Here is a 12,914-nt window from a genome sequence, read left to right as displayed (position 1 = left end):
TTAAGAATTTAAAATATTTTTAAATAAACTTGTTTCTTTTTCTGTAGTTTGATCTAGAGAAATATAATATTCGCATTGCCACTTTTGAGAAGATATTGCTTGTTTTGAATCAGGATTACACCATGGTGGATAAACTCGGATTGCTCTTTTTCCTCCTTTATTATGTAAAGAGATAACTCCTTTTTTTGTAAGAATATTTTTATTAAAAAGAAATACTCCTGAATTTAAATCATTATAAACAAAAATCATTATGAATTTAAAATGATCTTCAAAATCAAATGGTGCAATATCAGAATTAGAATTTGGGCGTTTCCAAAGTGTTACAAATTGCCCTATTTTCGTAGGAGTTGTTTTTGCAACTCTGAATATTATATTTTTGCTTTCAATTTCAAATTGACAAGCGCCATATTCAGCGCTTTCTAATTCACTTAAAGGATTTTTAGTAATCTTTAAATTTAAGATTGCAATAAAATTTTTAATAATTGAATATTGAAATGGTATTTTTTCAAAAGTTGGAATATTTTGCAAAACTCTTTCCATTCATTTAAACTTTCTTATTGCTTTAGCATTTTACTTGTTTTTACTACGTATTCATAAACTGTTTTAACATAATTTGAAGGGTCTTTTTCACAACCCTCATCGTCAATTGCTCCAATAAATGTCCCCATTGTGGCAATTAATATGCTTGAAACAGCAGCGCTTTTTCCAGTGTCAGCATTATTAATATCTTTCGTATATAAAACATTAAGCTGATATCTGAGAACATCTCTTATATTTTTATCATAATAAAGTCTACAAAAACGTGATTGTTCTTCAGTATATTTTAAAGCGTTAAATAAAACTGATGGGTTTTCAAAGGTTTCTGGTAACTTGATGTCTTTAATTCCCCCTTCACCCGAACTGGTATCATCTCCTTTTTTAAGATCTATTTTCTCATTCATATTCCTATTTTCACTTATATTGTTTTCTTCATTCGTATCAGACTTGGAAAGTTTTTTATTTCCACAAGCTGAAATTAAAAATATTGAAAATACAGAAATCATTGAAAGAATATTTTTGTTTTTCATAGATAAATCTCCATTTAAATATTATTTTATTTATGCTAAAAATTAAAAATCTCTTCTTGTTTCCCAGCAATTCATGTTACCAAATAAAGTTCCATTACATTGAACAAAATTATTTATTCCATTTTTAATATTATAAAAATAATCATTATTACTTCCCCAGAATCTATGAATTCTAACAGTTGAATTTTTTAAAACATAAATTTTTGGAGAGGTTTGTCCAACTGATATATTTTTAAAATAGTCTGGATATTCTTTATTGCCACCATAATTTTCTTCATTTAATATTGCACAACTAGCTAAATTAATTTCGGGATTATTTGGACCTTTAATATCTATAGCATAGCCAATTCCCCATGGTGCATATACTTTAAAAGGTACACAATCTTTATCGAATGTCCCATAGCTTATGTTAGAAGAAACACTGTGTGGTCCTGTATTACTTACATAATTTACAATAATACTTTGTGAATTTTGTTTAATAACTTTACTACTATCAAAAGAATATTCTACAGTACAATATTGTCCACCTTTTAAGGTTAATCCCTCTTTGCAAGAATCTTTTCTTTTATTTAATGCTATTAAGGGAAATTCTAAAGTTGATACACTTGTAATTGTTATATCATCTTCTTTAAAGTTCATGAATTTAACTAAATTCATTTTGTTTTCTTTACCAATTATTAAAATATTTTTACTATTTTTTGGAATAGTAAAAATATCTGAGCTTGAAGAAAATTGATTCACCCCTAATTTATGAGTACTATAAAAAGTATTAATAATATTTTTTGCTAGGGTAATTTCTTTTGCAGGATTTTTCTTTTCGCATACTGGAACAGCAATATTGCCATTAGGAAAATCAAATTTATAAACATTATCTAGTATATTTTTAATTAAATTTAAAATTGAAGTTACATTAAATCCGTCTACTCCAGCGGTATATGTAGCCAATGCTGCTGTTGCAAACGTTACGCTAAATGAATCAACTATTTTTCCTTGTTTTGAATTTTCGGGGTCAAAATTTTTTCCAATATTATCAATAACAGAACTAATAGTTCCTTTATTTGAAAGAAAATCTTCTCTAAGTGAAGTTTTGCACTCTATAGGATCTACGTCTGGAAGTTCAAAAGCATAAGTATTTTTTAAAAATAGAAAAGGAGAATAAGATAATATTAATGAGAAAATTATTTTAATTTTCATGAATTACTCCGTATTAAATTTTTTTTAAATAATAAAGGAATGTTATTTAATCTTTTTTTTAAAGCTGAATGTATTTCGAAATAAAACAATCTTCAGATGTAATTAATACATAATTTAATTTATATTACAAGTATTTAATTAATTATAATAGTAAAAAGTTATAAATTAAATGAATTAGTAACTAATGTATTAAAAATTATTTTGATCTATTTTTTTAGAAACACAAAGAAAAAATGAATTACATTTTAGTAATTATGTGTAGTTAAATAAAAATTACATATGAATTTATTGTGTAATATGAACTAATACACTATTGGTTTAGTGTTAGTCAACTAATTTTTTAAATTTATTATTTCAAATATTGTAAAATATTTAATTGTTATTAATGGATTTTAATATTTTTTTTGCATCAAAATCATAATCATTTAGTTGAGGGTTTAAAAATTTTGATAATTTTTTAAAATTAATTTTTTTCCAATGTGATCTATCCAAGTATTTAGTATATTCTTCAGCTTCATTTTCATTGATAGTAGAAAAAATCTTTAAATTCATTTCATAATTTTTTTCTTTTATGTCAATTCCATGCAAATAATCATACAAAATAATTACAGCACAGGCTCCCGTCATAAAATGCCCGCCTAAAGAAATAGATAATGAACCATTTTTTATTTCTTGAAGCGCTTCTTGTTGCCAATTTAAACCTCCTATAAAAATATCTTTACCCGGTTTTCTATTTTTCTCTTTAACTGCTTTTAAAGCACCTAGGGCTATGGGGTCATTTGCGGCCCAGATCATATCAATGTCGTGATATCTTTTTTGTATTAAAAGCATTTTTTCATATGCTAGTTGCCTTTCCCATTCAGCAGAAATAATTTGATATAATGTTATATTTTTATGCTCTAATAAAAACTGATTTAATCCAAGCTCTCTTTCCAATGAAGCTTTTGTTGATTTATCTCCATTAATTGCTACTAGTGAGTAATTTTTTTTGTTTTTAACATTTTTTTTTGTTTTTTTATAAATTTCATTAGCAATTTGATAACCTGCATTTACATTATCTGGATAAATAGTGGCAAGCCAATATTTTAAATTTTCTCTAGGAGTTTTTAAAACTTCTTTTTGATCTTCTGTTAAATCTATATGAGTTAATATTGTATGTATTTTGTTTTTATTTAACACTTGAAGCATTTGAGGAGCTGCTTGTTTTTCATTGACAATAAAAACAAAGTCTGGTTTTTGTTTTCTTTCTGACACATTTTTAGCTAATTCAAGCATATATAATCTATCTCTTTCAGCATATAATACTTCAAATTCAAAACCTAAATTTAGAGCAGCTGCTCTTGTAAACTCGGCAGAATTTACCCAAAAATCTTCATTAGATTTTCCTGGGACAATGAAAGTAATAGATATTGAATTTGCATAATTATGAAAAAAAATAATAAAGATGAATAAAAATAATTTTATAAATGTTTTTTCTTTTTTATTCAAATAAAATAACATTTTATATTCACCAATGAGTCTAAAAAATTATAAATTTATTATATTGTTTTTAAAAAATATGTACGTTTAGTTTTTGACATGCAAAAATGAATAGATTAATAATAAATTTTATTAGAATTAAAAATTTAAGGTGAATTCATGAATATAGCTGAATTTAAAAAAAATCTGTTACAAGATAAAATTTCAAGTGCCCAAGAATGGTTTTTTATTATATCTGTTTCTTTATTGTGTATGATTGTTTTTATTTCTTCTGATGTATTTTTACCTTTTTTGCCAGAAATGACAAAATATTTTAATACTTCGATGAGTTTGTCACAAATGTCTTTAACCGCTTTTATTGTTGGATTATCTCTTGGTCAAATTCCGCATGGGCTATTGTCTGATCGTTTTGGAAGAAAATCAATTTTGAATCTAATGATACCTATGTTTTTGTTAGCAACTTTAGGCTGTATTTTTTCTAAAAATATAGAATTTTTTATTATTTGTCGATTTTTTCAAGCAATTTCTGCATCTGCCTGTATCGTAATAGGGCGTTCTCTATTCTCTGATGTTTTTGAACCTTTAAAAGCTCAAAGAGCATTTGCTGTATTAGTTCCTTTAGTATCCCTTTCCCCCGCTTTAGCACCTTCTATTGGGGGAGCTTTATCTATTTACTTTTCATGGCGTTCAAGTTTTGTGTTTGTATTTATCTTTGGATTGATAATTAGCTTATTTGTTTTTATCTTTTTACCTGAAACAAAACCAATTGAAAAAAGAACTAAAAATTTAAGTTTACTTAGTATTTTAAATAATTTTTATATTATGTTAACAGATTTAAAGTTACTTTATTATATATTCATTGTTTGTTTTTCAACTGCTGTTTGGTGGGTCTATGCAGCAGGTGCTCCATTGATGTTCCATAAAATGGATTATTCTGCAGCAATAATTGGTTTATTATACCTTCCAGCCGTTATTCCTTATTTTACAACTTCACTTATTGCTCGTTCATTGCTTAAAACTAAATCTGTAAATTATATTTTAAATATTGGTATAAATGGCATGATGATAAGTTGTTTACTTCTTTTTTTATTAGAGTCATTTAATGCTCTTAATGTTTGGACATTAATGATTTCTGTAACTTTAGTAACAGGTAGCAATGGATTTTTGCTTAGTACAGCAATGTCTGCTGGGATTCTTCATTTTTCTAAAAATTCAGGACTAGTATCTGGATTACTTGGTACCTTACAATTATTAGCGGGAGCTTTTTCAGCAGCTTTAATAGGATTATTTGCGAATGTTTTTGATAAGCATTATTATGTAAACTTAACGATATTATTTATAGTTTGTGGTAGTATATTATCTTATGTTTTAAAAAGAAAAGTAATAAAACATGAAGCTATAAAATCTTTTTAACGGTGTAATTTCTTGATGAGCTATCAGAATTGAGATTAATTAATATTTCAATAATTCTTTTTGGTCTCGAGCATTTTGTTACTTTAAATAAAGTTTCAAAATCTTCTTCTTCTACATTATAAGGCCATTCAAATACACAAATGGAAGAATTTAAATTAAATTCGTTCTCTAAACCTAAATAAATAAGTTCTTTGCCATTTTTTAAACGATATAAATCTAAATGAATTAATTTTAGAATTTTAGAGTTTTTTATGCCTTTTAATGGGTTTAGTAATTCAGAATTTAAAATAGAAAATGTTGGGCTTGTAGAAAATTCATTTGCTCCAAGAGATATTGATAATTCTTTTGTAAATGCTGTTTTTCCTGAACCAAGATCTCCATCTAAAAAAAGCCAATCTCCAGGCTCTAAATTTGCACAAATGATTTTAGCAAATTCAGGTATTTCATGAAAACTAAGATTAATTTCGGCTAATGAGTCATTTGGGTTTTGACTCATTAATTTTTCAAAATTAAGTTTAAAATTATTAATTTCAGACATTACTTATTATTCTCATTTTTTAATAATATTTCCCATATAAGATCTGCAGTTTTCATAGCAGATTCTTTTGTAGGAGCACTTTCGAGGGCTTTTTTTCTTTCTTCAAGCGAATTTATTGTCGATTCAATAAGCTGAATAGCTGAGTTATTTTGAAATGTATTTTCATCTATGGATTGAGCCCAGCCTTTATTCATAAAAATGCGGGCATTAATAATTTGATCCCCCCTGCTTGCATGCATTCCTAATGGAATGAGAATCATGGGAACGCGGGCTGCAGCTAATTCAAAAATACTACTTGCGCCCGCTCTGCAAATAGCGAGATCAGCGCAGGCGTATGCAAACTTCATGCCATCATTTAAAAATTCGAGTTGTCTATAGTTAGATAAACCAGGAATTTCAAATTTATTTCCCTTACCTACAATATGAATAATATTGTAATTATTATGCAATTCAGGGATAATATCGAACATTTTTTTATTTAAACTTTGCGCTCCTAAACTACCACCAAAAATTAAAATTGTTTTTCGTTCTGGAGATAAAGAAAAATATTTTTGACTTTCTTCTTTTGTTGCAGAAAACAAAGACTCTCTAATTGGTAGTCCAATTTCAATTACTCTATTTTGAAATAATGGTGAAATTCTTTTAATTGTTTCAGGAAAAGCAACAAGAGCTTTTAATGCAAAAGGAATTGTTAATTTAGTGGCTAATGCAGGCGTAGCATCGCTTTCATGAATAATAATTGGAATGCCACGTAACCAAGCAGCCCAAACAACAGGAGCTGATACAAATCCACCTTTAGAAAATACAATAGACGCTTTTACTTTTCCTAATAATATAAAAGCTTGTATTATACCTAATAATATTAAAAAAGGATCAGTAAAGTTTTTTAGACTAAAGTAACGGCGTAATTTTCCAGTGGCAATTGAATAGTATTTCCAGGTAGGCTGATTGGAGAGGACAAGATCCTTTTCCATTCCAGACTGTGAACCGACATAATGAACATTGATTTTATTTTCTTGGAAAGCTTTTGCAAGTGCCGAATTACTAGCTTCAAATAAAGCAAAATGAGGCCAAACATGACCAGCAGTTCCGCCTCCAGTAAGCACAACATTAAAATGATTTTCAGATTCTTTTTGAGCCATTCTTTGTGCCATTTCTATTAAATGTTTAAAGATGATTTGGGCTATCCCAAGTATAATGATACTTTTTATCTTCAAGTACCATTGCTGCTTCTGTTACAAATAATGGCTCAAACGTGTCAACCATTATTGCAAGTTCTTGCGTATATTTTGCGCCAATGCTTTGTTCATAACGTTCAGGATGAGGTCCATGTGGGATCCCGGAAGGATGATAACTTATAGAATAATTTGAAATACCCTTACGGCTCGTAAAATCTCCGCTCACATAAAAAATGACTTCATCACAGTCTATGCTCGAGTGTGGCCATGGGCATGGAACTGCTTTCGGATGGTAATCTAACATTCGTGGAACAAAATTCATGACATAAAATTTATTACCACTAAAAGCGGTGTGAATTGTTGGTGGTAAATGCACGGAGCTTGTTTTAGGCTGATAATCATAAACAGAGAATGAAAAAGGCCAATACCAACCATCCCATCCTACAACTTTATATGGGAAATCTGTATATTCGTGAATTGTTAATTGATTGTCTTTTTTTACAATTATGGGATAATTCTCATTTTCATCTATATTTAATAATCTACTTGGAGAATGAAAATCTCTATGATTATAAGGCGCATCAAGTTTAAGTTGACCCATTGCTAATCTAAATTCAGAAGGAATTCCAAATTTATTTTTACCCTCTACAATTAGCATGTTTGATTTATCATTTGGTAAAAAACGATACGGAATTGCTTTGGGAATAAAAAGATAATCCCCCTTTTTATAATCAATTTCTCCCATTACAGTTTGTAAAACACCTTTGCCTTCTGAGACAAAAAATAATTCGTCTGCATCAGAATTCGAGAAAAAATACGTATCGCTTTTAGAAAGATTTGCTATACCCACAGTGCAGCTATTATTTACAAGTAATGTTGCTCTAGAATCTAAAAGATTGCCTTCTTTTTTATAAATAGGTGTTTGAAAATGACGGCGTTTTAGTTCTGTATTACTTTCTTTGTTATAATTAGGAAAAAATGGATTATCATGTTTAAAAATTTCAGATTTAATCTCGTGAGTTGGAGCTCTTTTTTGATATAATATAGAATAATGATCATTAAAACCATCACGAGTGATAACATGTTCAGCAAGCATTTTTCCTTCATATTCACAAATAGTGTGTTGTTTTGTTGAAACAAAACCAAGTTTTCTATAATCAATCATTGTTTTCACTCCCTATTAAAGTGACATGGTAAGTAAACTTATTTTATATCATTCATTTTGATTCACGAGCAAGCTCTTGATTGCAATTTACATTGGATTATAATACAGTTATGCATTGATTAGCTTTGTCCTAAAAGGAATGTAGCTTTTATGCAGAAAAAATTATTAATTATTGCAGACCCTATTGAAAAAGCAAAACTAAAATCAGACTCAAGCATAGCCTTGGCTCAAGCTGCAATTGAGGACTCTTGGCAAGTTTTTTGGTGTGAATCTAACAACGTACATTTATTTGGTGAAAGTGTTTTTGTCAGTGATTTAAATCAAATACATTCGGTTTCAACTGATGAAATTAAATTTGACTTAATAAATAAAAAAAAAATACCCTTAAGAGAATTTGAAATTTGTTTCGTTAGAAAAGATCCTCCTTTTAATGAAAATTATAAAGATTTATGTTGGATACTAGCTTCACAATCAGATGTTAAAATAATAAATCCTGCAGAAGCTCTTTTATCTTTTCATGAAAAAGCTCTTCAATGGAAAGCCTTTTCTGATGGTGTTTTAACTCATGATCAAATTATTCCTACTTGTTTATCTTCTTCTTTTGAAATAATTAAAGATTTTTGTAATGAAAATAAATCTCTAATGAAAAACGGAATTATTTGTAAACCTTGGTTAGGCCATGGTGGTGAAAGTGTGGAGCATTTTAAAAATACAGAATCATTATTTTTAAATTTAAAAAATAATGAAAATTTAAATATGTCAAAAATAATGATTCAGCCATTTCTAGAAGAAATTCATACTCAGGGTGATCGTAGGGTCTTAATTGCAAACGGTGTTGTTATTGGTGATTTTGTTCGAATTCCTGCGGAAGGAAAAATTGCTTCTAATTTAGCCCAGGGTGGCTCTGCTATTTTACGCGAAATGTCGAAAGAGCAAAATTTAATTTGCAATAAAATTGCTGAATATTTAAAAAGTAAAAATATTTTATTTGCAGGGCTCGACTTAATAGGTTGTAGAATAGGTGAAATTAATATTACTTCTCCAACAGGATTAAGGACGTATGAGTTTTTAGCTGGAAAAAATATTGCGAAAACAGCTTTTCAACTAATGGTGAAATAAATATTATGAATAAATTTATTTTTAATATTTTAATAATTTTTCCATTTTTTGTTTTTTCTTCGTGTGTTTCTTCAAAGAAAAAACAAGAACTTATATTGGTAAAAAAAGAAGATCCAATAAATGAAGTTGTAAAAATAATAAAAGAAAAATGTTACAAGGCAAGTAACCCACAATTTTTAGCAGATTTTAGCACGGATAGCGTCCGCCTTCCACCAATAGAAATGGAAAGTGTTTGGAAAAATAATTATAATCTTTTAAAAACAAGTGTAATTGGTCCATTGGGTGAAGAATATTATTCTTTTGATATTGATGAAAATAAAATAAATTATAATTCATCTAATAATATTATTATTTCAAATGATTATTTTGAGCAATTTTCTTCTTTGTTTTCTAAAATTGGTGCAAAAGGTTTGCGTAGTTTTTTATGTGGTGAATACGCATTTTTAAAACAAAAAGATAATAATGGTATTTATATTGTTCGAGAGAAAAAAGAACAAAAAGATTTAGAAGCAAATGATATTCCTCAGCAAGAGCCAGAAAAAAACGATTCAAATAATAAGTACTTTTCAATTTCAAATATTGATATTTCAGGTTCCAACATAGAAGTTCAAAGTTATGTTTCGTTAACAAAAAATGAAAATGGATATGCCATAATTGTGAATAGTCGTTTTTATTATGGATTTTTTTCTCAAGATACCCAAGTTGAAGTAAAGTGGATAGCTTTTGTGAATCCTTTAGAAGTTAAACCTACTTCAGCAATATTTAGGTCTAAAGAAAATAAATTTTCTATTATATTTTCAGAATATCAATAAGATTATTATTGTTTATTTGTAATTATTTCTATTGATTTTGTTTTATTTTTTTCTGCGGATTCATCTTTTTTGGCATTTAATTTTTTACTATTAAAGTTTTCTAGCATGCTTTCTAACGTTGAAAATGCTATGTCAAATTCCTTGTCAGACAGTGAATAGACCTTTGTAATTAATTTTTGAAAATGAAAAAATTTCTTTTGGGCAATTCCAGATGTTTCTGCTCTAGAAGCTTGATCGCCCATGTGTCTTGCTAAATCATCTTCATTAATTTGAACCTTTTTTTCAGTCATTTTAACTCCAAAAAATCATTTCATTTATAATTCATTCGTCATTTAGTTCATTTTTTTTAATGTCTGGTCATTACTTTGGCAATCAATGAAAAATTTGCAAACAATTTTCTCAAAAAAGAATAAAATAGAATAAATAAGTTTAAATAATTAAAGGACTTATTAAATGGCATTAGATTACGAATTACCTATACACTACTTACCTGAGATTGATATTCTTCTTTTTCTATTGCCAAAAGTTGGCGTTGCCTTAATTGTTGGGACTATTGTTGGAATAGAAAGAGAGTATAGAGGAAAACTCGCTGGTATTAAAACAAATGCACTTATTTGTGCTGCTTCTGCATTATTTACGGCAGCATCTTTGATGATGTCAGATTATGGCTCGGCAACACCTGCACCATCAGCAGATGTTACCCGTATTGTATCACAAATTGTTTCTGGAATAGGATTCATTGGTGCTGGTGCAATATTTAAATCTCAAAGTAAGGTTCAAGGCTTGACAACAGCAGCTGTTATTTGGACTGTTTCTGCTTTGGGAATTATGATTGGATATGGCATTTTTTTATCAACAATAATAATTACAATTGGACTTATTTGTTTTTTATCTTTTGTTGCTTATTTTGAAAAGCGTTTTTTCAAACATCGATCTCATAGTAGCTCTGACCATAATAGCGGAAAAGGCGGAACGATGGATTGAGATTTATTTTACTTTTTCTGCTTTAAAAAAATGTTTAGGTTGAATTAAATAATTTTGAGATTTTATTAAAACTAATTCTTTTGAATTTTCTTTATGTGTTTCTTCTATAATGCTGAAAACTCTTGAAATCGTTTCTTCTAAAGCTTTTTCTATTGTTTTGTATTTTAAATAAAAATGAGTAAATAAAGCCGCAGTAATATCTCCTGTTCCATTTAATGTAATTGGAATATAAGGAGTAGTCACTATATATACAGAGTTTTTATGAACTGCCATCATGCTAATATTTGAAGTTAAGTTATCTTTAAGTAACAGACTAGTGATTAAAACAACTTGTGGACCTTTTGATAAAATTTTATTAGATGCCTCAATTGCATCTTCGATTGAATTTACTTTTTGATCGCTTAAATATTCTAATTCAAAATGATTTGGAGTTATAATTGTTGCATATTTAATCATTTCTTCTTTAAAGAATTCGGGTATACCTTCTTTAACAAAAAAACCTCTTCCAACATCCCCCATTACTGGATCGCAACAATAAATTATATTTGGATTTAATTTTCTGAGTTCTAGAATTGCTTCTATCATAACATTTCCAAGCTCTTTAGAGCCCATATATCCACTTAGCATTGCACTACATTTATTAAGGACACCCCGTTCTTTTATTCCTAAAAAAACATCTCTTACTGCGGCAATGTCAAAAACTCTTCCGCCCCATTGTCCATATCCTGTATGGTTAGAAAATAGGACCGTGTGTATAGGCCAAACCTCAACTCCAAGGCGTTGTAATGGAAACGTAACAGCGCTATTACCAACATGGCCATAACTTACACAAGATTGTATAGAAAGAATAGATTGATCCATAGTCATATATCTCCGAAAAAAATAACTTTGAGGATTTTGGCTTCAAAGTTTTCTCATGGTACAATAAGAAGTAAAAAAATTATACTTTGCCTCTTGATATATATGTCATTTCAGGCAACTATAACGGCAGTTTCATTTAACCTTCACATGCGAGGATGTTTATGACAAAAAGAAAGGTTGCGACTGTTTCTACTTCTGCTTTAACAGTTGAGGTTTCTTCTAGATTTGATCAGTTACCAAAAAAATTAACCAAAGAAGTCATTGCAGCTTTTCTTGATGCAATTGAAGATCATGTTGCTGCGGGCAAGAAAGTTCGTATTGATAAACTTGGAATTCTTCAAGTAAAAGACCGCGCAGCTCGTAAGGGACGCAATCCACAAACTGGTGAAGAAATTAAAATACCAGCTTCTAAAAAAGTAAGTTTTAGAGTTGCTTCTTCACTTAAAGAAAAAGTTGGCGTAAAAAGAAAATCAGCTGCTAAAAAGAAAAAATAAAACTGATTTTAGGTTTACTTATCAAAAGACTAGTAAGGATTTACCTACTAGTCTTTTTTAATGTAACTTATTATATTTCCTGATTTTATATATTTTTTGTCTCTATATTGGTATACTATTATGATAAATTTATCATTTAAAAAATAAAAGCCGATATAATAAAAGGAGGTTTTGTAACCTAAAGCCTTTTAGAATGTTAGGATTTATTTATGCCAAAAAAATTCAAACCAAAAAATAATGTTCACTTAAGCCGAGGTATGGAAACAAATCGTTTAGAAGAAACGGTCCAAAGAGCTTTAAATTTCGCACAAAATTGTTTTGAAAATGAGGGATTTGATTCTGCTAGTGCTTATCAAGAGGCAAATAAAGTAATATTTGCGTTTGCAAATGACTTTATTAATGGCTCTACCGTTGCTCAATGGCTTGCGTCTGGAGGCGATGAAAGAAGGGCTTATGACGCCATTAAAGATTATTTGGTAGAAGCTAAAAAAGTTGTGGTTGTTCAAAAAGAAGTTAAAACGATTACGGCACGTGTGTTTAAAGGTGGTGGTTAGTTTAGGCTCTTAATCTACTCTAGACTATCTTAAATCTATCATGTATGAGACTCACT

Annotated in this window: 15 protein-coding genes; 6 read left to right on the top strand and 9 right to left on the bottom strand. The window is 28.7% G+C overall.

Going from position 1 to position 12,914, the window contains the following annotated elements; translation table 11 throughout:
• The 4 genes from GCL60_RS14895 to GCL60_RS14880 form a co-directional block, all read right to left on the bottom strand.
• Complete coding sequence (locus GCL60_RS14895) at nucleotides 1–540, bottom strand: MepB family protein (protein WP_153421466.1); 540 nt, start codon at nucleotides 538–540, stop codon at nucleotides 1–3.
• 14 nt (nucleotides 541–554) lie between these two features.
• Nucleotides 555–1,067, bottom strand: coding sequence for a hypothetical protein (locus GCL60_RS14890; protein ID WP_153421465.1), 513 nt, complete (start codon nucleotides 1,065–1,067; stop codon nucleotides 555–557).
• A 42-nt stretch (nucleotides 1,068–1,109) separates the two neighbouring features.
• Complete coding sequence (locus GCL60_RS14885; RefSeq protein ID WP_153421464.1) at nucleotides 1,110–2,261, bottom strand: hypothetical protein; 1,152 nt, start codon at nucleotides 2,259–2,261, stop codon at nucleotides 1,110–1,112.
• A 372-nt stretch (nucleotides 2,262–2,633) separates the two neighbouring features.
• Nucleotides 2,634–3,761 (bottom strand): ABC transporter substrate-binding protein, encoded by a 1,128-nt coding sequence (locus GCL60_RS14880; RefSeq protein ID WP_153421463.1) that lies wholly within the window; start codon nucleotides 3,759–3,761, stop codon nucleotides 2,634–2,636.
• 138 nt (nucleotides 3,762–3,899) lie between these two features.
• Here GCL60_RS14880 and GCL60_RS14875 point away from each other — a divergent pair, with 138 nt between their 5' ends.
• Entirely contained in the window at nucleotides 3,900–5,153 is a 1,254-nt protein-coding gene (locus GCL60_RS14875) for a multidrug effflux MFS transporter (RefSeq protein WP_153421462.1), read from the top strand.
• Here GCL60_RS14875 and tsaE read toward each other — a convergent pair.
• The 3 genes from tsaE to GCL60_RS14860 are packed head-to-tail and all read right to left on the bottom strand — an operon-like array spanning nucleotide 5,137 to nucleotide 8,034.
• The gene (tsaE, locus tag GCL60_RS14870) at nucleotides 5,137–5,691 is read right to left on the bottom strand and encodes a tRNA (adenosine(37)-N6)-threonylcarbamoyltransferase complex ATPase subunit type 1 TsaE (RefSeq protein WP_153421461.1); all 555 of its coding nucleotides are present in this window, start codon (nucleotides 5,689–5,691) and stop codon (nucleotides 5,137–5,139) included. The two genes, GCL60_RS14875 and tsaE, sit on opposite strands and share 17 nt — an antisense overlap.
• The gene (locus tag GCL60_RS14865; protein ID WP_161998237.1) at nucleotides 5,691–6,833 is read right to left on the bottom strand and encodes a UDP-N-acetylglucosamine--N-acetylmuramyl-(pentapeptide) pyrophosphoryl-undecaprenol N-acetylglucosamine transferase; all 1,143 of its coding nucleotides are present in this window, start codon (nucleotides 6,831–6,833) and stop codon (nucleotides 5,691–5,693) included. The genes tsaE and GCL60_RS14865 overlap by 1 nt, the downstream gene beginning before the upstream one ends.
• Nucleotides 6,834–6,858: 25 nt before the next feature.
• Entirely contained in the window at nucleotides 6,859–8,034 is a 1,176-nt protein-coding gene (locus tag GCL60_RS14860; protein ID WP_153421459.1) for a homogentisate 1,2-dioxygenase, read from the bottom strand.
• Nucleotides 8,035–8,184: 150 nt separating this feature from the next.
• Here GCL60_RS14860 and GCL60_RS14855 point away from each other — a divergent pair, with 150 nt between their 5' ends.
• Both GCL60_RS14855 and GCL60_RS14850 read left to right on the top strand, forming a co-directional pair.
• Nucleotides 8,185–9,153 (top strand): ATP-grasp domain-containing protein, encoded by a 969-nt coding sequence (locus GCL60_RS14855; RefSeq protein ID WP_153421458.1) that lies wholly within the window; start codon nucleotides 8,185–8,187, stop codon nucleotides 9,151–9,153.
• Between the two features lie 5 nt (nucleotides 9,154–9,158).
• The gene (locus GCL60_RS14850; RefSeq protein WP_153421457.1) at nucleotides 9,159–9,965 is read left to right on the top strand and encodes a hypothetical protein; all 807 of its coding nucleotides are present in this window, start codon (nucleotides 9,159–9,161) and stop codon (nucleotides 9,963–9,965) included.
• Between the two features lie 5 nt (nucleotides 9,966–9,970).
• Here the strand turns inward: GCL60_RS14850 and GCL60_RS14845 are convergent, their stop codons facing one another.
• A complete protein-coding gene (locus GCL60_RS14845; RefSeq protein ID WP_153421456.1) occupies nucleotides 9,971–10,255 on the bottom strand; it encodes a hypothetical protein in 285 nt (94 codons plus the stop codon).
• A 163-nt stretch (nucleotides 10,256–10,418) separates the two neighbouring features.
• Here GCL60_RS14845 and GCL60_RS14840 point away from each other — a divergent pair, with 163 nt between their 5' ends.
• On the top strand, nucleotides 10,419–10,949 hold the full coding sequence (locus GCL60_RS14840) for an MgtC/SapB family protein (RefSeq protein ID WP_153421455.1): 531 nt from the start codon (nucleotides 10,419–10,421) through the stop codon (nucleotides 10,947–10,949).
• Between the two features lie 3 nt (nucleotides 10,950–10,952).
• Here the strand turns inward: GCL60_RS14840 and pdxY are convergent, their stop codons facing one another.
• Nucleotides 10,953–11,816 carry a pyridoxal kinase PdxY gene (pdxY, locus tag GCL60_RS14835; protein WP_153421454.1) on the bottom strand — a complete coding sequence of 288 codons (864 nt, stop codon included), beginning with the start codon at nucleotides 11,814–11,816 and terminating at the stop codon, nucleotides 10,953–10,955.
• A gap of 155 nt (nucleotides 11,817–11,971) precedes the next feature.
• On the opposite strand from pdxY, the gene GCL60_RS14830 reads away from it, so the two are divergent.
• Both GCL60_RS14830 and GCL60_RS14825 read left to right on the top strand, forming a co-directional pair.
• Nucleotides 11,972–12,304: an HU family DNA-binding protein gene (locus tag GCL60_RS14830; protein ID WP_202614040.1), complete on the top strand. Its 333-nt coding sequence runs from the start codon at nucleotides 11,972–11,974 to the stop codon at nucleotides 12,302–12,304.
• A 209-nt stretch (nucleotides 12,305–12,513) separates the two neighbouring features.
• Nucleotides 12,514–12,858: a hypothetical protein gene (locus GCL60_RS14825; protein ID WP_153421452.1), complete on the top strand. Its 345-nt coding sequence runs from the start codon at nucleotides 12,514–12,516 to the stop codon at nucleotides 12,856–12,858.
• The last annotated feature ends 56 nt before the right edge of the window (nucleotides 12,859–12,914 follow it).

Origin of the sequence: Silvanigrella paludirubra (genome assembly GCF_009208775.1) — a bacterium.
Classification (GTDB): Bacteria; Bdellovibrionota_B; Oligoflexia; order Silvanigrellales; family Silvanigrellaceae; genus Silvanigrella; species Silvanigrella paludirubra.
The sequence above is the reverse complement of the archived record's forward strand: the minus strand, read 5'-3'. Positions and strand labels throughout refer to the sequence as shown.